Annotated in this window: 20 protein-coding genes; 10 read left to right on the plus strand and 10 right to left on the minus strand. The window is 63.0% G+C overall.

Annotated elements, in window-relative coordinates:
• Nucleotides 1–11: 11 nt before the first annotated feature.
• The gene (locus GVL04_RS01875; protein ID WP_159698666.1) at nt 12–1,592 is read right to left on the minus strand and encodes an ABC transporter substrate-binding protein; all 1,581 of its coding nucleotides are present in this window, start codon (nt 1,590–1,592) and stop codon (nt 12–14) included.
• Nucleotides 1,593–1,899: 307 nt separating this feature from the next.
• On the opposite strand from GVL04_RS01875, the gene GVL04_RS01880 reads away from it, so the two are divergent.
• The 9 genes from GVL04_RS01880 to GVL04_RS01920 all read left to right on the plus strand — a co-directional run bounded on the left by GVL04_RS01880 (nt 1,900) and on the right by GVL04_RS01920 (nt 10,062).
• A complete protein-coding gene (locus GVL04_RS01880; RefSeq protein ID WP_159698669.1) occupies nt 1,900–2,532 on the plus strand; it encodes an RraA family protein in 633 nt (210 codons plus the stop codon).
• A 49-nt stretch (nt 2,533–2,581) separates the two neighbouring features.
• Entirely contained in the window at nt 2,582–3,931 is a 1,350-nt protein-coding gene (locus tag GVL04_RS01885) for an MFS transporter (protein WP_159698672.1), read from the plus strand.
• A 113-nt stretch (nt 3,932–4,044) separates the two neighbouring features.
• Nucleotides 4,045–4,848, plus strand: coding sequence for a LamB/YcsF family protein (locus tag GVL04_RS01890; protein WP_159698675.1), 804 nt, complete (start codon nt 4,045–4,047; stop codon nt 4,846–4,848).
• A gap of 41 nt (nt 4,849–4,889) precedes the next feature.
• A complete protein-coding gene (locus GVL04_RS01895; protein WP_159698678.1) occupies nt 4,890–5,666 on the plus strand; it encodes an allophanate hydrolase subunit 1 in 777 nt (258 codons plus the stop codon).
• Complete coding sequence (locus GVL04_RS01900; RefSeq protein WP_159698681.1) at nt 5,666–6,694, plus strand: biotin-dependent carboxyltransferase family protein; 1,029 nt, start codon at nt 5,666–5,668, stop codon at nt 6,692–6,694. Before GVL04_RS01895 ends, GVL04_RS01900 begins: the two co-directional genes overlap by 1 nt.
• Nucleotides 6,695–6,800: 106 nt before the next feature.
• Nucleotides 6,801–7,598 carry an SDR family oxidoreductase gene (locus tag GVL04_RS01905; RefSeq protein WP_159698684.1) on the plus strand — a complete coding sequence of 266 codons (798 nt, stop codon included), beginning with the start codon at nt 6,801–6,803 and terminating at the stop codon, nt 7,596–7,598.
• Nucleotides 7,599–7,666: 68 nt separating this feature from the next.
• Nucleotides 7,667–8,836 (plus strand): pyridoxal phosphate-dependent aminotransferase, encoded by a 1,170-nt coding sequence (locus tag GVL04_RS01910; protein ID WP_159698687.1) that lies wholly within the window; start codon nt 7,667–7,669, stop codon nt 8,834–8,836.
• A 6-nt stretch (nt 8,837–8,842) separates the two neighbouring features.
• Nucleotides 8,843–9,445 carry a TetR/AcrR family transcriptional regulator gene (locus GVL04_RS01915; RefSeq protein WP_159698690.1) on the plus strand — a complete coding sequence of 201 codons (603 nt, stop codon included), beginning with the start codon at nt 8,843–8,845 and terminating at the stop codon, nt 9,443–9,445.
• A gap of 29 nt (nt 9,446–9,474) precedes the next feature.
• Entirely contained in the window at nt 9,475–10,062 is a 588-nt protein-coding gene (locus GVL04_RS01920) for a TetR/AcrR family transcriptional regulator (RefSeq protein ID WP_159698693.1), read from the plus strand.
• A gap of 18 nt (nt 10,063–10,080) precedes the next feature.
• Here the strand turns inward: GVL04_RS01920 and GVL04_RS01925 are convergent, their stop codons facing one another.
• The 3 genes from GVL04_RS01925 to GVL04_RS01935 all read right to left on the minus strand — a co-directional run bounded on the left by GVL04_RS01925 (nt 10,081) and on the right by GVL04_RS01935 (nt 12,131).
• Nucleotides 10,081–10,563, minus strand: coding sequence for a hypothetical protein (locus GVL04_RS01925; RefSeq protein WP_159698696.1), 483 nt, complete (start codon nt 10,561–10,563; stop codon nt 10,081–10,083).
• Nucleotides 10,564–10,812: 249 nt separating this feature from the next.
• Nucleotides 10,813–11,190 (minus strand): NAD-glutamate dehydrogenase domain-containing protein, encoded by a 378-nt coding sequence (locus GVL04_RS24905; RefSeq protein ID WP_369122334.1) that lies wholly within the window; start codon nt 11,188–11,190, stop codon nt 10,813–10,815.
• A complete protein-coding gene (locus tag GVL04_RS01935) occupies nt 11,190–12,131 on the minus strand; it encodes a LysR family transcriptional regulator (RefSeq protein WP_159698702.1) in 942 nt (313 codons plus the stop codon). Before GVL04_RS01935 ends, GVL04_RS24905 begins: the two co-directional genes overlap by 1 nt.
• Nucleotides 12,132–12,202: 71 nt before the next feature.
• On the opposite strand from GVL04_RS01935, the gene GVL04_RS01940 reads away from it, so the two are divergent.
• The gene (locus tag GVL04_RS01940) at nt 12,203–13,951 is read left to right on the plus strand and encodes an L-aspartate oxidase (protein ID WP_159698705.1); all 1,749 of its coding nucleotides are present in this window, start codon (nt 12,203–12,205) and stop codon (nt 13,949–13,951) included.
• 679 nt (nt 13,952–14,630) lie between these two features.
• Here GVL04_RS01940 and GVL04_RS24805 read toward each other — a convergent pair.
• From GVL04_RS24805 to GVL04_RS01965, 6 genes are all read right to left on the minus strand, one after another.
• Nucleotides 14,631–14,756 (minus strand): hypothetical protein, encoded by a 126-nt coding sequence (locus tag GVL04_RS24805; protein WP_268825338.1) that lies wholly within the window; start codon nt 14,754–14,756, stop codon nt 14,631–14,633.
• Nucleotides 14,757–14,832: 76 nt separating this feature from the next.
• The gene (locus GVL04_RS01945; protein ID WP_159698708.1) at nt 14,833–15,966 is read right to left on the minus strand and encodes an aminotransferase class I/II-fold pyridoxal phosphate-dependent enzyme; all 1,134 of its coding nucleotides are present in this window, start codon (nt 15,964–15,966) and stop codon (nt 14,833–14,835) included.
• 11 nt (nt 15,967–15,977) lie between these two features.
• On the minus strand, nt 15,978–17,486 hold the full coding sequence (locus GVL04_RS01950; RefSeq protein ID WP_159698711.1) for an aldehyde dehydrogenase family protein: 1,509 nt from the start codon (nt 17,484–17,486) through the stop codon (nt 15,978–15,980).
• Between the two features lie 82 nt (nt 17,487–17,568).
• On the minus strand, nt 17,569–18,012 hold the full coding sequence (locus GVL04_RS01955; RefSeq protein ID WP_159698714.1) for a hypothetical protein: 444 nt from the start codon (nt 18,010–18,012) through the stop codon (nt 17,569–17,571).
• Nucleotides 18,012–19,676 (minus strand): GMC family oxidoreductase, encoded by a 1,665-nt coding sequence (locus GVL04_RS01960; protein ID WP_200846714.1) that lies wholly within the window; start codon nt 19,674–19,676, stop codon nt 18,012–18,014. The genes GVL04_RS01955 and GVL04_RS01960 overlap by 1 nt, the downstream gene beginning before the upstream one ends.
• A complete protein-coding gene (locus GVL04_RS01965) occupies nt 19,673–20,581 on the minus strand; it encodes a TetR/AcrR family transcriptional regulator (protein ID WP_159698717.1) in 909 nt (302 codons plus the stop codon). The genes GVL04_RS01960 and GVL04_RS01965 overlap by 4 nt, the downstream gene beginning before the upstream one ends.
• Nucleotides 20,582–20,626 lie beyond the last annotated feature (45 nt).

Consider the following 20,626-nt stretch of genomic DNA (forward strand, 5'->3'; position numbering starts at 1 on the left):
TGAAGCCTCTGCTACTTGGTGATGCGCATGGTGGCGTAGTCGACGATTCCCGACGGTGCCTGGATGGAGAATCCGGAGCGCTGGGCAACAATCTGCGGCTCGCCGACGAACGGGACAATGTCGTTATCGTTCAAGATGCTCTTCTGCGCCTTCGTGTAAGCGTCGCAACGGGCCCCTTCATCGGTAGCGGATTGAGCGGTGGCGATGTCCGCGACGATGTCCGCATTCTCGCCGCCGCCGATGTTGCGGCCGCCCTTTTCAGGGGGAACACCGGCTATGCGGGTCAGGGATGCTGCCACCGTGCCAACGAAGTTCGCGTCACCCTGAACAGTGAGGTCCCAGGTCTCGGGCTTGGTCTGGGTCATCGTGGCCCAGGTTCCGTTGTCCACAAGCTGCAGTTCCACGGTTGCGCCCGCAGCACGGAGCGCCTCTTGAACGTACGTGCTGCCTGCGCCGTTCGGGCCGATGCTGGTGGTGCCCACCATCTTGAACGTTTTGCCTGCCAGGACAGCCTTTGCGGCTGCAGCATCTTCAGGAGTCAGGCTTGAGTTATCGGGAAGTACGCACGGGACAGTAGGTGCGACGATCGAGTTGTAGGTGATGCCCTTGCCGGCATAGGCAGCAGAGTTGAACGCCTGCTGGTTCATCTGCTGTGCAACGGCTTTACGCAGTGCGGGATCCGTGAAGGGGCTGCCTTCGCGCTGGTTGAAGAGCAGGAAGATGCCGGCAAACGGGACCGTAGTGACGGCATAGTCTTTGTTGCTTTCGAAGCGCTGAACATCAGCGGGGGCGATGTCCGAAACGTCCATCTCGCCTGTCAGCAGCTGGTTGGCCACCGTGGTCTTGTTCACGCCCGGGAAGAACCGCACGGTCTTGGCCGGGATTCCCTCCAGCGGTTTGGACCACTGAGGCCAGGCCTTGTAGTCCTCACGCAGTGTCATGTCGTAGCTGACGCCGTGGCTGGATTTCGTCAGTGTGTATGGCCCGGAGAAGGCGCCCTTGACGGTGCCTTTGGCCAAGCCGTCCAGGTCCGCCAGTCCGGCGGGGCAGATGATGCCGGTCTGCGCCAGCGTCAGGCCGCCGATGAGTTCGGACCACGGTTGGGCGAGCTTGATGTCCACGGTACCTGCGGCGTCGTCACCTGTGATGGAGGGCTGGCCAGGACCGAAGACGAGTTTGCCGAAGTTGTTCTTGGTGGCAGGATCGGCAAAGTAGCTGAGGGACTTGGCCACAATACTGGGCGTGATGGCTGTACCGTCTGCACACGTAGCGTCCTTGCGGATGGTCAGCGTGGCTTCAGAGGCGGTGGACTTCCATTCGGTGGCCAAGCCACCGATGAACTTCCCATCGGCATCCCTGCGGACCACGGTGTCGAACAAGAATCGCGCTACCTCGTAGTCGTCCTTCGCGTTTGCCTTGGCCGCGTTGAAGGTGGTGGGGTCGGCGTTGAGGGCCGTCCGGATGGTGTCGGTGGACATTGCTCCACCGGTGCCGCCGGAGGAAGCCTGACCGCCCGTGGTGCAACCGGTCAAAAGGAACGCGGCAGCGGTGACGGTCGCCGCCGCTGCCATAAAAGTCGAACGTCCTTGCATAGGGATGAGCCTCCTGGTTGCCTCCGGTAGCCATGCCATTGCGGATGCGGGCGCATCTGGCGGAAACCTGAAGAATTGATATGCGATATCTTTCGCGAATGAGAAGAGTTTCTCTAATTGGATCCCACAAGTCAACGGTTTTTTGTGAGTTCCCCCACAAGTGAGCCCCGCCACGCCCATGTTTTACACGTCGGACACAACCAGGGCTTGACGATCGACGAAAGAAACGCGAAACTTTTCTCATATGTGATTGGCGTCTCAAGGCGTTCAACTCATCCGCAACCCGGACCAACCAAAGGTGGAACACATGGCAACGACACTCGAGCTCACAGTCCGTAAGGCACAGTGGACCCGCCCGCCGCGCGAACTGGTCCGCGCATTCGAGGCCTTCCCGGTAGCCAACATCGGCGATGCCATGGAGCGCCTGGGCTTGGTGGACGGAAACATCAACCCGGTCTGGGCCGGCGCCAATTGCGTCGGTTCTGCACTGACGGTCCTCGGCGCGGCAGGCGACAACGCAGCCGTCATCGAATCCCTCAACTACATCGAGCCCGGCGACATCATGGTGATCAACGGCTTCGGCCACGAACACCGCGCATTGGTCGGCGAACAGCTCTCCCAACGATTCGAGGCCGCAGGGGCAACGGGCGCTGTGATCGACGGTTACATCCGCGACCGGGCGACCATCACCGAGATCAAGTTCCCGGTCTTCGCCCGTGGCACAACCCCGGCCGGTCCGTTCAAGAACGGCCCCGGCGTGATCGGCGAACCGGTCGCCATCGGCGGCATCGTGTGCTCCGCCGGTGACATCGTCGCCGCAGACGATGACGGCGTCGTCATCATCCCCCAGGCCCGTGCAGCCGAAATCCTCGAACTGGTCAAGGCCGTGGCAATCCACGAAGCAGAGATGACCGCCGAGATCACCCGCGAATACAGCTAGTCCTCCCTTACTCCCCCACGGGACCCCGCTTAGACTGAGAGAACCCGCAATGACTAACACATCGACGGAATCAGTGACACTGAACACCGCTCAAATCAAGGTCGTCACAGCCGACGGCAAGGTGGTGCGCAAGGCAACCCTGGCCGGCACCATGGGCTCCTTCGTGGAATGGTACGACTACGGAATCTACGGTCTACTCACCACCTATCTGGCCATCAACATCATGGGCTCCAAGGACCTGGGTTCACTCCTGCTGACCAACGTCGGCTTCTTGGTGAGCTTCCTGGCCCGCCCCTTTGGCAGCGTCATCGCCGGTTACCTCGGCGACAAGCTGGGCCGCAAGAACCTTCTCGCCGTCCTCCTGCTCCTCATCTCAGGAGCCACGGCCTGCATCGGCCTCATCCCGTCCTCCTCAGTGATCGGCTGGGCCGCCCCTGCACTCCTGATCCTCTTCCGCATCCTGCAGGGCTTCTCCGCGGGTGGCGAAGTGGCAGGCGCCATGGCCTTCGTCGGCGAGTACGCCCACGACAAGCACCGCAACTACTCCATGAGCTTCATCGCGGTCGGCTCCTTCTGCGCCCTGCTCTTCGGCAGCGGCTTCTCCGCTATGCTCATCACCACTCTGGGCGACGCCACCATGGAAGCCTGGGCCTGGCGTGTTCCGTTCCTGTTCGCGCTCCCCTTGGGTTACGTAGGCTTCTACATCCGCTCCAAGATGGAAGACACCCCGCATTTCGCAGCCCTGCGTGAACGCAACGTTGTTGAAAAAAACCCCCTGCGCGCAGTCTTCACCTCCAAGCGCCACCTCAAGGCCATCGCTCTGACCATCTTCCTGCCAGCCGTGAATGGCCCTGGCTACTACCTGCTCTTCGCCTACATGCCGACCTACCTGAAGACCCAGCTGGGCAGCGGCAACAACTTCAGCATGCTCCAGGCCCTGATGGTCACCGCGGTCAGCCTCGTGGCCATCATCATTTCCATCCCGCTCATGGCCCGCCTGTCCGACCGCATCGGCCGCAAGCCCGTACTCACCTTCTCTGCCGTACTCATGGCAGTAGTTTCCTACCCGATGTTCGCCATGATCACCACCGGCAACATGACACTGGCCTGCGTAGCAACCGTCGTCATGGCCATTGCCTTCTCCGGCCACGCCGCCGTGGTCCACACCGTCCTGACCGAAATGTTCCCCACCACCGTGCGCTACAGCGCCTACAGCATCGGCTTCAGCATCAGCACCATCATCTTCGGCGGCAGCGCCCCCCTGGTGATGACCGAGCTCATCAAGAGCACCGGGAACAGCATGGTCCCGGCCTACGCCGCGATCGGAACGGCCATCATCACACTGGTTTCCATCTTCTTCCTGAAGGAGACCAAGGGACAGCCTCTCGCTATGAACTAACAAGACACGCACGACGGCGGCCTGCCGCCATTGCCGACCGGCCTGCCGCCATTGCCGACCGGCCGCCGTCGTTGGACCATAAAGCACCACAACGAGAACCATTGGGAGTCACTTTGGGCATCAACTCAGTCGCCGTCGTCGCAGACCTCGGCGAAAGCTACGGCAACTACACCATCGGCGATGACGACGCCTTGCTGGGCCTGGTCACCGCCTCCAACATCGCTTGCGGATTCCACGCCGGAGACCCGCGGGTCATGGACGCCACCGTCAAGGCCTGCGTGGACCGCGGCATCGAACTGGGAGCCCACCCCGGCTACCCTGACCTGGTGGGCTTCGGCCGCCGGCTCATCGAAGCCAGCGAAGAGGAAATCCGCACGGACGTCCTCTACCAGATCGGCGCCCTTGACGCCTTCGCCCGCATCCATGGCGGGAAGATCAGCCACGTTGCACCGCACGGCCGTATGGGCAGCATCGCCCAGACCGATGCAAAGCATGCCCGCGCCATCACCGATGCCATCAAGGCCTACGATGCGTCGTACATCGTCATCTGCCAGAACGGCCTGCTGGCCGATGAATCCCGCAAGCGCGGACTTGACGTGGGCTACGTATTCCTTGCCGACCGCGGCTACGGCGACGACGGCATGCCCGTTTCCCGCAACACCGAGGGCGCACTCCTCCACGACCCCGAAGAAATCGGGCGCCGCGTGGTCCAGGTCGTCACCGAAGGCACCGTGCGTGCAGTCACCGGCAAGGTGGTACCGCTGGGCCATGATGCCGACGTCGTGCTCCTCCACGGCGACCACCCGCAGGTCCTGGAGAACGGCACTGCCCTTCGAGCTGCTTTGGACCGGGCCGGCGTCAAAGCAACCGGACTGCAGGAAGTTTTGGCCGAAAAGGCGCGCATGGCCACGGTCTAGCAACGGCTGCCCACCACCCACCACCAACAAGCCAAGGACACATGAGTACGCAACCAGCTCCCGGACAGCCGCCAAGCCCTGCACCGGACTTTGCCGCCATCAAGGCAGTCCCGTTCGGAGACTCGGCACTGATGGTCAGTCTGGCAACCGGGTCGGTCGACGAACGTCAATCAGGGAGCCGGAAGCTCCGCGAAATCCTGCTGGACGTGCGTCCCCACGGTCTGCTCGACGTCGTGGCCGGCGTGGATTCCATCCTGGTGGAATTCGACTGCCTCGCGGTCAGCCACGGCCAGCTGGCACAAACCATCCGGCTGGCAGCGACAAGCCGAAGTTCCACCGGCGACAGGCAAGCCCACGACGGGAAGCATTTCGTCATCCCCATGGTGGTCAACGACTCCTTCGCTCCGGATCTGGCGGACGTGGCGGCCGAACTTGGCATCAGCACGGAGGCCGTCCTGGGGCACTTGGAAGACTCGGAGTTGACCATCAACCTACTGGCCTCCGCCATGGCACCCATGATGGGCAGCGTGGAGTTTCCCGGACAGGTCAGCCGCTGCAAGGAGCCACGAACCAACGTTGACCCCGGCTCCGTGATGGTGGCCGGTACCAATGCCATCATCCAACCGTTTCCCGGCCCCACCGGGTGGAAGGTCATCGGGCGCACTCCCCTGACCATTTGCGATATCCGGGAAGATCCTCCAACGTCCTTCAAGCCCGGAGACACTGTCAGGTTCAAGGTAGTCCCGGACAGCGAATGGGAGCGGCTGGAAGGGCAATTCCTGCGGACGGATTCCTATGTCATTGAGGGGAACCACTGATGTCCGCAGCCGAGCGCAGCATCACCATCAAGGTGCGCGAGGGCGCCTGGTTGGCCACCTTCCAGGACCTTGGCCGGGAGCAGTCAGAAGCCCTGGGTGTTCCGTGCGGCGGTGCCGCGGACCAGCATTCCGCTTCCGTGGCCAATATCCTTGTGGGCAATCCACGGACAGCCACGGGCATCGAGATCATGGGGGGCAGGTTTTCCTTTACCACCTCCAAGCCGGTCCTGATCGCTGTCACCGGAGCCCCCGCCGACGTCACCGTCAACGGTGGCAAGGTGCAGATGTGGGAACCAATCTGCGTTCCCGCCAAGGGCAGGGTGGTCATCGCCAATGCCCGCGGCGGAATGCGCAACTACCTCGCCTTCAGCGGCACCCTGGTCACCGGGTACTTCATGGGCAGTTCTGCCCCCGAAGCCCGCATGGGATTCCCACAACAGATCTCAGCCGGGGACCACGTGGAACTGCAAACGTCCTACGCCGGCTTTGAGCACCCCTACCTCACGCAGCCCCTGTTCCGACTGCCAGTGCCGATCCCCTCGTTCGAGCGTCCGTTGTGGACCATCGATATCGTCGAAGGTCCGGAAACTGACGCGGCCCACGGAATCAGGGAACTCCTGTCCTCGCGCGAATACACGGTGACGGCCAAGTCGAATCACGTGGGCCTGCGGCTGGATGGTCCTGTGGTGCACCCCCAAGGGCTGGGGGAAATTGTGTCCCATGGTGTGCCGATCGGTGCCTTCGAGATTCCGCACGGGGACGAGCTCATTATCCTGGGCCGCTACCGGACCCTCACCGCCGGCTACCCTATCGTTGCCTTCGCCACCAAGGCATCCCTGCCGATGCTGGGACAAGCCCGTCCCGGCCAGCGAATGACGTTCCGCTGGGTCAGCCAGGAAGAAGCCGTGGATAGCCAGCACGAGGCCCAGCGGCTGCTCAACGCACTGGAAACGCGGGTGCGGAGCCTTTTTGGTGCCATCGATCTGCCGCATCACTCCCGCCGGATCCCGGCGCAGGCCGCGGCGTGAGCATTTCAGGCTCCGGGGTACTTGACCATCCGATGGGATAAATGAGAAACTTTTCGCATATGTGATTCCACTCTCATCCAAAAAGACGAACTACAGGAACGGAACCATGGGACTTCTCGAAGGCAAAGTCGCCATAATTACCGGCGCAGGCACCGGCATGGGCCGCTCGACAGCGGAACTGCTCGCGGCCGAGGGAGCACATGTGGTGCTGGTGGGCCGCCGGCTTTCCGTCCTGGAAGAACTTGCCACAGCCATCAAGGCCGACGGCGGCACCGCCCATGCGCGGGCCGCGGACATCGCGTCCAAGGACGACGTGGACGCCCTGGTGGCGTGGGTTGGCGGGACGCTCGGCCCCGTGGACATCCTGGTCAACAACGCGGGAAGTGCCAGCAAGGTCCTGAACGTCCGCTGGATCAGCCAGGAGGAATGGAACCAGGTCCTGGACGTCAACCTCAACGCCGTCTATCTCCTCACCCAGGCGGTTCTGCCCGGGATGCTATCCCGGAATACAGGGACCATCATCACGGTCTCGTCGCTGGCTGCGGTCAATCCAAACCTGCTGGGCGGTGCAGCTTACGGGGCTGCGAAAGCTGCGGTCCGGAACTTCATGACCTATCTCCACAACACGTTCCGCAACGAAGGCCTGCGTGCCATCACCATCCTTCCCGGCGAAACAGCAACTCCCATCCTGGATAACCGGGCGCGCCCGCCGAAGACGGAAGAACGCGAGGCCATGGTTCAACCGGAGGACGTTGCCCGGGCCATTCATTTGGTGGCGACGCTGCCGCAGCGGACCGTGGTGCAGGAGCTGGTCATCGCTCCCACGGTGCAGCGTGACACCTCCGGAGACATCGAAATCAGTCGCTGGGCCGGTGCGCCCGCGGATGATCTGCCCCGCCCGTGAAACCACGCCACCTCTACGCACACGGCAAAGCCGCCACCCTCCCAACGACGACTCGAAGCAGGACTGTCATGACCCTCGAACCAGCCACCGCCATCGCAGCTTTCCAGCCCTCCGAGGCCGTGCTGCGCGTCCAGCGCACGTCGTTGCGCGTCCAGCAACCCCAATCCAAGGGCGACCTCGTGTCGCTGGCCATGGGCGAACCCGACTTTGACACCCCCGAACAGGTTCGCGCCGCAGCTGCCCGCGCCCTGGAAGAGGGACATACCCACTACTCGCCGTTGCTCGGCGAGCTGGTGCTTCGCGAGGAGCTGGCTGCCCGTATCGGCCAGCTTCTCGGCGAAGTGGCCAGCCCCGGCGACGTGCTCATTACCCAGGGCGGAACCGCCGGCCTGTCGGCAGCAATCCTGGGCATCGTCAATCCCGGAGACAAGGTGGTCATCCCCGATCCCACGTACTCGCTGTACGCGGACTTGGTGAGCATGGCCGGCGGCATCACAGTGCCCGTCCCGCTAGCCGATGACCTCCACTGGGATCTCGAGGCACTGGCCGCTGCCCTTGAGGGCGCCAAGATGTTCGTCTTCTGCAACCCTTCCAACCCAACCGGCATCGTCCACTCACGCCAGGAGCTCGAAGCCTTGGCAGATATGGTCGCAGGCACGGCCACGCTGATTCTCTCCGACGAGGCGTACAGCGACCTCGTGTACACGCCCGAGCCCTTCACGTCCGCACTGGAGATCCCTGGACTGGCCGGCAGGACCATCTATTGCCAAACGTTCTCCAAGAGCTACGCCATGACCGGTTGGCGCGTCGGCTACCTATGGGGTCCGGCGGATGTCATCGCTTCCGCCGCACGCGTCCACAACACGTTCAACGGTTCCATGAACACCGCCGTGCAACTGGCAGCCCTGACTGCGCTGAAGACCTGCGGGCCGGACATCGAGCGCATGCATGCCTCTTACGCCGTACGCCGGGAACTGATGTTCGAGGGCCTTAGCCGGATTCCGGGCCTCACGGTCAGCTCCCCCGAAGGAGCGTTCTACCTCTTCCCGAAGTACGACATCGACATGCCGGCCGCCCAAATGGTGGCCCACCTGCGCGAGTTTGGCGTGGCAGTCCGTCCGGGCAGCGAATTCGGACGCAGCGGCGAACACCACCTACGGCTCTCCTACGCGGCAAGCGCCGATGCGATTTCGCTGGGCGTCGAACGCATTGCTGCCGGCCTCTCGGCACTCAAGTAGGCACCTGTGACAGTTCTCGATCCACCGGCCGGGCTGCGCGTCGATATGCAGCGAAACCGGATGCTTTTGGTGGACGCGGCCGGCCGGCTCTTCGGGGCCGGCCGTTCGGCTACCATTTCCGAAATCGCCGCCGAAGCCGGCATCTCTTCAGCTACCGCCTACCGCCACTTCGCTTCTGTAGAAGACGTGCTCGCGGCGTACCGCTTTCAAGTGGGCCGGGAACTTCTGGAGTTCAGCCGCATGGCGGAAGCAGCCGGCCTGGAACTGCTGAATGCCGTCTGCCACAAGTGGGTGCAGTTGGTGGTCCAGCACGGGGAATCCATGGTCCACACGCGTTCAGCGGAAGGCTACCTCGCGCGGGTCAGGTCAGGCGCCTACTACCTGACCGTCCAGGCCGAAGCACTTGAGCGGCCCTTGGAAGAAGCGTGCCGGGCCCTGGGAATCCAGCACCCTGGCGATGAGGCGCTCTTTCTCTGGAACGGGTTCTTCGACCCTCGGGAAGTTTGTGATCTCATCGGGAGCCTTGACCTCACAGCAGAGCAGGCATCGGCCCGGCTGGTCAGGACTTTCACTGCCGCCCTGACGGGTTGGTCCGCTTCCAGGACCTAAGCTATGAGTTGACGAAAGGGCACCCATCAATGCGTAGTGACACACAGCGCAACCGCAGACAACTGGTCAAGGCAGCGGGACAGCTTTTCGCGTCGCGGCGCGGAGCCATCAGCATGACCGATGTCGCCAAGCATGCGGAGATCTCCACTGCCACCGCCTACAGGCATTTCGCTTCAGTCGAGGACATCCTGGCGGAGTACCGGTTCGGCGTCGGTGAGAAATTGCGCGACTACAGCCTGAAGCAGCAGGAGATGTCCGGCGTCGAGCTCTTGACCGCGGTGAGCCGCAAGTGGGTTGACCTGGTCACCCGCCACGGTGGAGCGATGCTCTACACACGTTCCGGCGAAGGCTACCTCGCCCGCCTGCGCACAGGCGCCTTTTACCTGACAGTCCAGGCCGACGCCTTGGAACGCCCCCTGCGCGAGGCCGTCGAGGAATTGGGATTGCCGCCTATCGGTGACGAAGCGATGTTCTTGTGGAACATCCTCTTTGACCCGCGTGAAATCCTGGATCTCATCAACACGGTAGGGCTGACCAAAGACCAAGTAACCGCCCGGCTCATCTCCGCCCTCAAAGGAGCCCTCAAGGGCTGGAGCGAGGATCGCGCGCAAGGATAGTTGGGGGGGTGAGCGGAACTAGTGACCCGAGCCGGTCCGCATCAGCTCGCGGAGGCGCTCGGCTGGCAGCGCCGTCAGGGCTGAGATACGAAAAATGTCCATGAAACCCGATTCCAGGCCTTCCCTGACATCCCAGCAGAGCCTCTGGACACTGGCTTCCTTATCCTTCAACGCAGCATCAAGCTGGCGGACGATTCCGTCCAGCGCGGAAAGGTGCCACTCCTGCCTGGCGCCCGAAAAGTGGAGGTCCTGGTAGGCGCCACCGAGTCGCTTCACATCCATTGCCCGGATTCCCACTGCAGCAGAAACAGCGGACAAAGAGACTTTGTCCGCCAATGCCAGGGCTATGGCTTCATTTCGCCGGTTCAGCAGCATGCGTACGTGACTGTCGATGCGTGCCCGCGTCACCCTGGACTCAGCGAGCCGCGATTCCAGATGGCTTAAGCGGGGCCGTGCCGGCGTTGCCCGCCGCCTGGCCCGGGCTTCAGCTACGTAGGTCACTGCGCTTCAAGCCCTGGACCAATTGCCAGTCGACGGCCGAGTCGCCATGCGTTGGCATGATGCTTCCCTCCAAAACCTGCAGACTCTGGCCCATGTCCCCGGCCGGGGCCCAGATGCCGCTGATCGGGCAATGGCTTCCCGTGCCGGCCATGAACCGACTGCTGCGGGAACGTCCTTCTGCGGGTTGTCCAACGATGCGCAACATTACTTGCCTCCGGCGTTGTTTGATTCGTGCCTCAAGCCTATGATTCACTTCACACAAAAGCAAGAAAGATTTCTCATTTGATGATGATTTCCTATGTCTGTATTGCACATACTTGAACACTCCCATGCGTCCTGGAGAAGCGCACACGGCATTCCCCAGCGAGCCAGTCCGGCCGCCCCTGGTCCCGAGCGCCCAGATGGGCGGACAACGCTTCGAAACTGTTCCCTGGGAACCGCCTCAACCCTCCCGGACTGGGTCTCGCCAAGGTTTGCCCCTGCCACCATGACGCGGGTCCGTATTTGGTTGCCGCTTACCCGGATCTCGTCATTGGCGCGGACTCCGGCGTGGGCGTGGGTTTCAGTGCTGGACTTGATGCGCGCTCCAAAGTCGCCGGTATATGGCGGGTACCTCGCCCCTTCCATCAATCAAGTGGCGCCGCAGTGACCAGGCGTGACAGCTCGGTACCAGGTGCCGCGAGCCGGTCCACAGTGGCGAAGATGAACTGCTGCATTGCGGCGGCAGCCGCCGAGGGTCCGACGTCGTTGCGTCGGGCAAGGTTGACGGTCCGAGTCAGGGAGGGACGCACCAAGCGTGCACTGCGTAGCCCGGGCCGGTCGATGACCACCATCGCCGGCACCACCGCCACGCCCAGCCCGCGTTCCACGAACCGAAGTACGGCGTCCATTTCCCCACCCTCGACGGCAATCAGGGGCTCGAATCCGGCCGCGGAGAACGCAGCATCGGTCGCCACGCGCAGCTCATAACTGCGGTTGAACGCGACCTGCGGCATGCGAGCAAGTTCCTCTAGTGTGAATTCTTCCGGTGACCCTGATGTGGCAGCGGAAATGACCACCAGCTCCTCGGATAGGAGCGGGACCAACTCGGTGCCCGGAACAGAGGGGTCTGTTCCGCGTGTGACCACCAGGGCCAGATCCAGTGTGCTTTCGTTGAGAGCCTCAACCAGAAAACGCGAACCGCCTTCAGTGATGTGCAACTCCACTCCCGGATGAGCTCTGCGGAAAGCGGCCAGCACATCGGCCACCAGTGAAACGCACAACGTCGGTGGGGCACCGAGGCGAACGCGGCCGCGGCGCAATCCGGCAAGCTCCAGGATCTGGTCCTGCGCTGCCTGCGCGTCGCCCAGCATGCGGCGGGCAATGGGCAGGAGCAGCTCTCCCGCATTTGTCAGCGTTACCCCTGCAGGTCGACGGTCAAAGAGTGCCGTACCGAGATGGGCCTCCAGTGCGGCGATCTGTCGGCTCAGTGACGGTTGAGCAAGATACAGCTGCTCGGCCGCGCGTGTGAAATGCCCTACGCGAGCGACCATCTCGAAGGAGCGCAACTGGTCTAACTTCATGGTCATAGCATAAACGCATCAACCTGAGCAGGATAATTCATTGGAGACATCGGAGCTCTCCTCCTACCGTTGTTGATATGAACCTCTCTTCAGCTCCAGAACGTCTCATGTCCACTTCGGTGCTGGTCATCGGCACCGGCGGCGCCGGGCTGCGCGCCTCGATTGAACTCGCCCAGAGGGGGGTCCAGGTGCTGGCCGTGGGTAAGCGCAGAAAGCACGATGCACACACGAGCCTGGCAGCCGGCGGCATCAACGCCGCCTTGGGCACAATGGACCCAGAGGACAGTTGGGAGCAGCACGCCGCCGACACCTTGCGTGAATCGTACTTCCTTGCCGACCCGGCCATTGTCGAAACGGTAGCTCGGCACGCTGCCCGCGGTATCGAGGACCTTGAACAATGGGGGATGCCGTTCGCACGCGAAGAGGACGGCCGCATCTCCCAGCGCTTCTTCGGAGCGCACAAATACCGCCGCACTGCCTATGCCGGGGACTACACCGGGTTGGAGATCCAGCGCACACTCATGCGCCGGGCAGCAGAGTTGAACGTACCCATCATCGACACCGTGTACGTCACCCGGCTATTAGTCGCCGACGGCACCATTTTCGGGGCCTATGGTTTCGACATCGTTGATGGCACCCCTGTGCAGATCCACGCCGATGCGGTCATCCTCGCCGCCGGCGGCCACACGCGCATCTGGCGCCACACCTCCTCACGACGGGACGAGAACACCGGCGACTCCTTCAGGCTGGCGGCGCTGGCCGGTGCCCGGATACGTGACGCCGAACTGGTCCAATTCCACCCTTCAGGCCTGCTTGAGCCGGACGACGCCGCAGGCACATTGGTTTCCGAAGCGGCACGCGGAGAAGGCGGCATCCTCACCAATGCACTCGGTGAGCGCTTCATGGAACGTTACGACGCCGAGAGGATGGAGCTCTCCACCCGGGACCGGGTTGCGCTTGCCGGATTCACCGAGGTTGCCGAAGGCCGTGGAACTGAAAAGGGCGGGGTTTACCTGGACGTCTCCCACCTGCCTCGAGAGACCATCATGGAAAAACTTCCCCGGGTCTACCGCACCCTGATCGACCTTCAAATGCTGGACATCACCACTACCAAGATCGAGATCGCACCCACCGCCCATTACTCCATGGGCGGAGTCTGGGTTGCGCCGGAGGACCACGGAACGGGAGTGAACGGGCTGTACGCCATCGGAGAGGCATCCTCGGGACTGCATGGAGCCAACCGCCTTGGAGGCAACTCACTGATCGAACTACTCGTCTACGGTCGCATAACAGGCGGGCATGTGGCCGAATACGTACGTTCGCGCACCGACGTCCGTCGGGATCCTGCAGCTGCCGGGCTGGCCCGCAACGAAATGGAGGGCCTGCTGAACGGGGAGGGTACAGAGTCAGCGCGTCGGCTGCAGCGTGAGCTACGCAATCTGATGACCGAACACGCCGGTGTAGTGCGCACCGAGCAGGGGCTGCAAGAGGGACTGTGGAAGCTGGCCGATCTGGAGGAACGGGCCCGCTTCGTTACGGCACACCCGGACATCGCGGGGTTCGACGATCTGGCCCACGCCTACGATCTGCTGGGTTCCCTCCTCGCCGCACGGGCGACCTTGGAGTGTGCCATTGAACGCCGGGAAACCCGCGGAGCACATAACCGGGCAGACTTCCCAGCACTTGATCCGTCACTGCAGGGCAACTTTGTTTGGTCCCCAGGCGAAGGCGTCAGCTTCGAAACGCTGGCCCCGGCTCCAGACTCCTTCCGAGCCTTGGCCGAGGCCCACACCGAGGACTCCGTCGCTGGCAAGCTTGTCGAGTGAGGCATGAAGCTGCCACATTCCGGTTCGAGGGCCGATACCGGTTGCCTATTGCGCCGGGAAGGCAGAAGACTGCTCTTCACCTGCGCCAGATTGCCAAGGCGGTTTTGAACGGCGAGGGCGGGGACACATGGTCATCGCTTTGGCGTCCGGCGTATCATTACGGGGCGCATAGCCCCGCCGCCGGCTGACCACGATGACTCCCCGCCGAACAGTCCATCTCACTGCAGTGGGCATTTGTGCTCCATTCCTTGGAGCTGGAACAGTTCGCCAGGCGAGAGCGTCAAACGCGAACGTGCTGCCCTAGGGACTGAGGCAGTGACTGCCGGATGCAGCGCGTTACTTCGGGGTACAAATGCGGACGCAGAAGCTATTTACGCTCCGGACGGGCAGTTTCATTGGACACAGCCTCGTCTTCTGGCCCAAGGAAAGCCTCCTCTGTGTCGCTTCGGATAACAACGAGGTCGGCGCGACATTCCGCATCGATCTCCCGTGTCAACCCGGCACAGAACATCCCTACGCCCCGACGGTTAACAGCTGACTGACCCGTGATACCAGCGCGACGAATTTTGCCTCGCGCTCTACACCTCCAGATAGTGCCGGCCACCCGCGTCACACGACTTACAGCCCAAATGCTGGGCGCCGGCACCATCGCCGGCTGGAACACCAACGAAAACACCGCCTACAAACCCGGCAGGACACGCACTGAGGATGAAATCTGTATGTCTGCGGGGGCCTCCTCGGGGGTGATGTCACGGGCGTTGACGGCATCAGCCATGTGGACTTTGTCGTGCAGGATGGCCGTCATGAGCCGCTCCCTATCTGCGGTCAAGCGCAGCCCCCGAGGACCCGCCGAGTGGGCTAGCCCGTGAGAACGGATTGGCTCACCGTCGGAGGAAGGAGTCGAATGTTTGGAGGGCTTCCTCGGCATCAGTGCGACCGAGTCCCATCCGGAATCGGTCATCCGCGACGCAGGCAAGGTCCGAACGGAACAGACTCGCCGGCAGAAGGATCACTCCTGCCTCCTCTACGAGCCCCGCCGTCATCGCCTCGACTCCATCCGGACCGAGGTACCGGGGAAACGTGACGCAGCCACCCGCTGGCGGGCTCCACTCGAATAGGTCTTGGTGCGTGCGGAAGAAATCCTCGAAGACCGGCAGGTTGCTCTGGAGCAGGCCACGGTTTCGCGCCCAGATCGCTTCCCCGTTCTTCAGTGCGATGGTGGCAAGCGCTTCGCTCGGACCGGAGTTGCACATCGACGTGTAATGCTTGTGCCGCTCCAGCTGTTCCAGGACCCGGTGGTCACGTGAGGCGATCCAGCCCACTCGCAGCCCGGCAAGCCCATAGGATTTTGACATCACGTTAAGGGAGATTGCCGTCGGGTCCAGGTCAGCGGCCTGTGTCAGCATGCGATCGCGATCAAGTTCCAGGCCGCGATACACCTCGTCACTGAAGAGCCGAGCGCCACGCTCGGCACACAGGTCCACCAACGCACGCCACGTCTCTGGGTCCGGGAGCGCGCCTGTCGGGTTGTTGGGAAAGTTGACGGCGACGAGTGTCGTGTTGGGCCGCCACGCCGCACGCACCATGTCAAGGTCGAGACCCCATCCGTCGGATGAGTCCAATAGCACGCCGCTGACCTGCGCCCCGGACGCGAGAGGAATCGTCTCCATCGACTGATAGTTCGGGACGGTCATGATGACGTGGTCCCCGGGACCCGCCAGTACCTGCATCGCCCAGAAGATCGCCTCCTCTGCCCCGGCGAAGACGAGCACGTCATCCGGACTCAATGAGTCGTAGGTGGCGGCAATTTCTGCACGCAGCTTGTCACCGCCCCACGTTGGTGTGTAGCCCAAGCTCAGCTGTTCGAAACCCTCCCGGTCCTCGTCACTCGCCATCGCGAGAAGGTCGCTGATCCGTAGTGTCTCCAGGTCGGATGCCGCCAAATTGTACTTGGCTGTGAACTCCCATCGCGCGTAGTGGGCTTCGAGCCGGAAGTCCGGAAATCGCGAAGGCATCGATCCGCTGCTCATCGCAGTGTGAACCATGTGGTTTTGAGCTCTGTGTACTGCTCCATCGCCTCCACGCCGCTGTCACGTCCTCCGAAGCCGGACGCACGATGCCCGCCGAACGGCGTCGTGATGTCACCCTCGCTGTACCCATTGATCGCGACGGTTCCGGCGCGGATTCCACGCGCCATACGGAACGACACGTCAACATCGTGGGACCAGACCGTCGCCGCGAGGCCGTATTCACTGTCGTTCGCTAGCTGAAGTGCTTCCTCCTCCGTGTCGAAGCCGAGCACCGCCACCACAGGCCCGAAGATCTCCTCCCGGGCGATCGCCATGTCCGGGGTCACCTGGTCGAGGACCGTCGGCGGATAGAAGTGCCCGCCCGTGCCCTCCAGAACGACCGAGCCCCCTACTCGCACACGGGCTCCTAGCGCCACAGCCTCATCCACGTAGCGTGAAACACGCTCGAGCGCCGTACGCTCGATCAGCGGGCCCATCTCCGTGCTCCGGTCCATCGGATCACCCAGCCTGATCTTGGAAGCGGCCTGAGCCAGCAGATCTGTGAGCTCCTCCCTGAGACCGTTCGCGACCAGGACCCGGGAGCCGGCCGTGCAGTTCTGGCCTGCATTGCCGAATGCCGCGCCAGCCAGGTCCTCCGCGATAACCGTCAGATCGTCCTTCATGTCCGCCATCACGATCTGGGGACTCTTGCCGCCTAGCTCGAGCACCACGTTCTTCATGTTGCTTTCTGCCGCATACCGGAGGAACTCGCGACCGACTTGGGTCGAGCCGGTGAAGGCTACCGCGTCGATGAGCGGGTGCATCCCGACGGCCCGGCCGGCCGTCGGCCCGTCACCTGGCACGACGTTGAAGACGCCGGGCGGAAACCCCGCCTCGGTGGCGAGCTCGGCGAGGCGCAGTGCACTGAGCGGTGCCTGCTCTGCCGGTTTGGCCACGACACAGTTGCCGGCTGCCAGTGCCGGTGCGGCCTTAAACGTCAGCATGACCGCCGGGTAGTTCCACGGGACGACGATGCCTACGACTCCGACGGGTTCGCGCGTGATGATGCCGAGATGGCCTTCGCTGGTCGGCGAGACCTTGCCGAACACTTTGTCGATCGCCTCCGCGTACCACCGGAAGAGGTGCGCGACCTCGGGTATGTCGCCCGTCTCGCAGTCCGTAATCGGCTTGCCCGCGTCAATGGCATCCAGTGCCGCCAGTTCCTGGGCATTCTCCTCGACGAGGTCCGCCAGGCGTGTCAGTGCCGCTCGCCGGACATCGGCGTGAGACCAGGATCCCGCATCGAACGCACGCCGGGCGGCGAGCGCCGCCCGGTCGACGTCCTCTACTCCCCCGTCAGCCACCATCGCCAAGAGATGTCCAGTGGAAGGAGCGTAGGTAGGGAATGTCCGCCCGGATTGCGCATCAACGAACTCGCCGTCGATGAAGGCCTGTGTCCGAGTCACTGTCGGGACAGGCAAGACATCTACCGTCGCGAGAGAGGTGGAGTTGCTATGTGAGCTCATGAAAGTGGTTCCCCAGTTCGTCTGAATCGAATACGCGGAAGGCGTTATCGAGGGTTGGTTGGTCGTGTCATAACCTTGGGCGTCAGCCCGGGGGCATCGTATAGATCGGGCCGCGAGCCACGACCGGGGCCAGAAGGTCGTCCCTGAGGTAGAGCTCGACCTCTCCTTGAGCAGGGGGCGCCGGCACCCGGCCCGGATAGCCCAACAGCCTCCACACCGCTCGGCAGGACAGGTAGCGCCCGACGAGCAGATCGCACACTACGGCGAAACCAGCAGGGTCGATCGCCTCAAGCCCTTCAACATCCGGCTGGACGCCCTTGCCCCACAAGTGGGCGACAGCATCCACGTAGGCCACGATTGCGGGACGGTTCCGGACCAGCTCTGCCAGTGCCATGTCCAGCACTGCTCCGCTCGGATCGGCCTCCGCTGCTGACGGAAATCCGGGGGTCGCCGGCGTGATGATCTCAGCCAGCGAGTGGAGGGTGGCTCGCTGGGCCTCACTAAGCCCTTGGTCGAGGTCGTCCATCACGCAATCTCACTTTCCATGGTCGCCATCGCGTGGTCCACGATGTGGTGGGCGGTGCGCCGAGCAAATGCGCTGATGGTGTTGGTCGGGCCGACAGTGCCGACCGAGGGGAAGACGCTTCCATCGACTATGAAGAGGTTCGGCACGTCGTGTGTGCGCCCGTACCCGTCGACGACTGACCTTGTCGGATCAGTGCCCATGCGTGCTGTGCCGAGAATGTGTCCGGGTTGATCTGGCATCTCGGGATAGCGGAGCACCTGGACTGCACCGGCCGCCTCGAGAGCCTCGGTGGCACGATCCAGGTGAAACTCGATGAGGTCCTTGGAGTTTTGGTCCTTGGTGTATTCGATACGTGGCGCCGGGATGCCGTGGGAGTCTGTCAACACCGGATCGAGAGTCACTCGGTTGTTTTCGTTCGGCAGGTCGCTCGTGCAGATCGACATGAGCACTGATCGGCCGAGGATGTTGCGAACGCCGTCCATCATGCCCGCCCCGGCGCGCGCCCCTCCTGCCGCCGTCGATAGAGAGTAAGCGGCCACGGGCCCTCCTGCGGCGCTGGTCCCCCAGGACGCCCCGAGGACATGCCCACGCGACGCGTCGGTCTCGCCGAACTGGAAGGAGTGCGCTGTGTTGCCCGCCGGCCCGAACCAGCTGGCCAGATTCTGGTCGAACACGCCCACCGCCATGGCGGTGGGGTTCAGCATTAGGCGCCTCCCGACCAAACCGCTGGAATTGGCCAAGCCGTCCGGAAAACGAGACGACGTCGAAAGCTGGAGCAGCCGGCTGGTGCCGATTCCGTTCGCGGCCATCACGAACAAGTCGGCCTTGATGCGATGTTCCCGGCCGTTGTTGTCGAGGAATATGGCGCTGTTGACCAGTCCGTCCTTGTCGACCGTCAGCTCACGAGCCCGGGCGCCAGTTACCAACGTTGCACCCTGCTTCAGTGAGATAGGCCAGTGCGTGATGTCGACGCTTGCCTTGGAGCCATTGGGGCAGCCCGCTTCACAGACTCCCAGACGGACACACGGCACCAATCCCTTGGTGTTGGTGTTGGCGATAGCGTTCGACGCCGGCCACCAGTGCCAGCCCTTGGCATTCATGCCCTGGGCGAACAGCCTCCCGTAGTCATTGATCGGGTGGGGAGGAAGAGTCGTGCCCCCCGTCACCGGAAAGGCCGTGTCTCCGTGCATCGCGGCGGCGGCGAAGTCCTTATCGACCGCATCGTAGTGCGGTGCCAGGTCCTCCCAGGAGATGGGCCAGTCGTCGGCGACCCCGTAGAGGGAACGCAGCTTGAAGTCGCTGGGCATGTATCGGTGCCAGTACGCACCGAAATGAATGCTGCCGCCTCCAACGGCGTTGTACATGACCGGTGACACATCGCTGTCGGCCAGGTTCAGTGGGTAGTCCTCCGGCATGGCCCTGACGTTCGAGCTGCTGTGCCAACGCCCGTAGGTCGAGAGCTCATATTCATCTCGCGTTCCGGTGTACTCGTGGGTGTCGATCCATCGGCCCTGCTCCAAGCAGACCACGTGGAAGCCCATGGCGGTTAGCTCCTTGGTCACGGTTGCTCCGGATGGGCCGGAGCCGATGACAACCACGTCGACTACGTCATCTGCCGACGCGGTGAACTCGGTGGCGGGATAGGTACCTCGTGCGATTGTCAAGGTTCATTCCTTTTCGGCGTAGTGAAGGTCAGGGAAGACGGGAAGTCCTGGAGAGGGGTGTTATGGATAGCCTCGAGCAGCTCCCCGGAATCAATGCCGAGCTCGATGGCCGTGGATTCAGCAACAAGGCGGTAGACGCGCGGGGCCGGCGAATCGCTGTAAGCGAGCATCACCCGCTCGGCTAGACCATCGATGAGTCCCTGGATACGCATGACCGCGTCATCCACCGTGCCGATGCATCGGAAGACCCCGTCATCGACACCGCCTTGGATGATGCCTCGCAGCTGACTGTCCCACTGCAGGCATAGTTCCTCGAGCCGAGCTGCCCAGCGGGCGTCACGGAGTGCGAGACGCGAGAAGTCCATCCAGACGATCTGGTCCACCCGGTCCGGTGAAGCCACGATCGCGTGCCGCAGGGCGGCGCCAAGGTTCGTAATCGCAGAGCCATCCTCGTCGAAACTGCCGCCCTCGAACCAGCCACGCATCGCATTGCTCAGTGCCGCGAACAGCAGCTCGTACTTGGTCTCGAAGTGGTAGTGCACCGTCGCAGTCGAGACGCCTGCCTGGAGTGCTACATCGCTGACGCGGACCTCGGAGTATCCGCGTGCAACGATGACCTGGACAGTTGCCTCAAGGATCTTGAGCCGGGTGAGGTCAGTGTCTGTGACACCGTGCGCGGGCCGGGCCCTCCCTTGGCTGTGCCACTGTTGGTCCCAGTCGCGGACGGTGTTGGCTATACGCTCCAGTTCCCGACGCTCGGCATCACCGGTCGCCGCGACGAGCCGGTCACGCACCCGCTTGGCCCGGGTGTCCGTGATGCCGAGCCGTTGGGCCAAGGCATTGACGTTCAGGCCAGGGTCCATTTCCAGCGCATGAATGGCGGCGAACCAAACGCGCAACGGCACCCTCGAACGTTCGAAAATAGTGCCGACCCGTGGGAATACGTGATG

Source organism: Arthrobacter sp. 18067, from assembly GCF_902706295.1.
GTDB lineage: Bacteria > Actinomycetota > Actinomycetes > Actinomycetales > Micrococcaceae > Arthrobacter.

Bases quoted from the DNA above. Each gene is read 5' to 3' on its own strand.
- GVL04_RS01875 (WP_159698666.1), bottom strand. From the start codon at position 1,592: ATGCAAGGACGTTCGACTTTTATGGCAGCGGCGGCGACCGTCACCGCT.
- GVL04_RS01880 (WP_159698669.1), top strand. From the start codon at position 1,900: ATGGCAACGACACTCGAGCTCACAGTCCGTAAGGCACAGTGGACCCGC.
- GVL04_RS01885 (WP_159698672.1), top strand. From the start codon at position 2,582: ATGACTAACACATCGACGGAATCAGTGACACTGAACACCGCTCAAATC.
- GVL04_RS01895 (WP_159698678.1), top strand. From the start codon at position 4,890: ATGAGTACGCAACCAGCTCCCGGACAGCCGCCAAGCCCTGCACCGGAC.
- GVL04_RS01900 (WP_159698681.1), top strand. From the start codon at position 5,666: ATGTCCGCAGCCGAGCGCAGCATCACCATCAAGGTGCGCGAGGGCGCC.
- GVL04_RS01905 (WP_159698684.1), top strand. From the start codon at position 6,801: ATGGGACTTCTCGAAGGCAAAGTCGCCATAATTACCGGCGCAGGCACC.
- GVL04_RS01910 (WP_159698687.1), top strand. From the start codon at position 7,667: ATGACCCTCGAACCAGCCACCGCCATCGCAGCTTTCCAGCCCTCCGAG.
- GVL04_RS01920 (WP_159698693.1), top strand. From the start codon at position 9,475: ATGCGTAGTGACACACAGCGCAACCGCAGACAACTGGTCAAGGCAGCG.
- GVL04_RS24905 (WP_369122334.1), bottom strand. From the start codon at position 11,190: ATGGAAGGGGCGAGGTACCCGCCATATACCGGCGACTTTGGAGCGCGC.
- GVL04_RS01935 (WP_159698702.1), bottom strand. From the start codon at position 12,131: ATGACCATGAAGTTAGACCAGTTGCGCTCCTTCGAGATGGTCGCTCGC.
- GVL04_RS01940 (WP_159698705.1), top strand. From the start codon at position 12,203: ATGAACCTCTCTTCAGCTCCAGAACGTCTCATGTCCACTTCGGTGCTG.
- GVL04_RS24805 (WP_268825338.1), bottom strand. From the start codon at position 14,756: ATGACGGCCATCCTGCACGACAAAGTCCACATGGCTGATGCCGTCAAC.
- GVL04_RS01945 (WP_159698708.1), bottom strand. From the start codon at position 15,966: ATGCCTTCGCGATTTCCGGACTTCCGGCTCGAAGCCCACTACGCGCGA.
- GVL04_RS01950 (WP_159698711.1), bottom strand. From the start codon at position 17,486: ATGAGCTCACATAGCAACTCCACCTCTCTCGCGACGGTAGATGTCTTG.
- GVL04_RS01955 (WP_159698714.1), bottom strand. From the start codon at position 18,012: ATGGACGACCTCGACCAAGGGCTTAGTGAGGCCCAGCGAGCCACCCTC.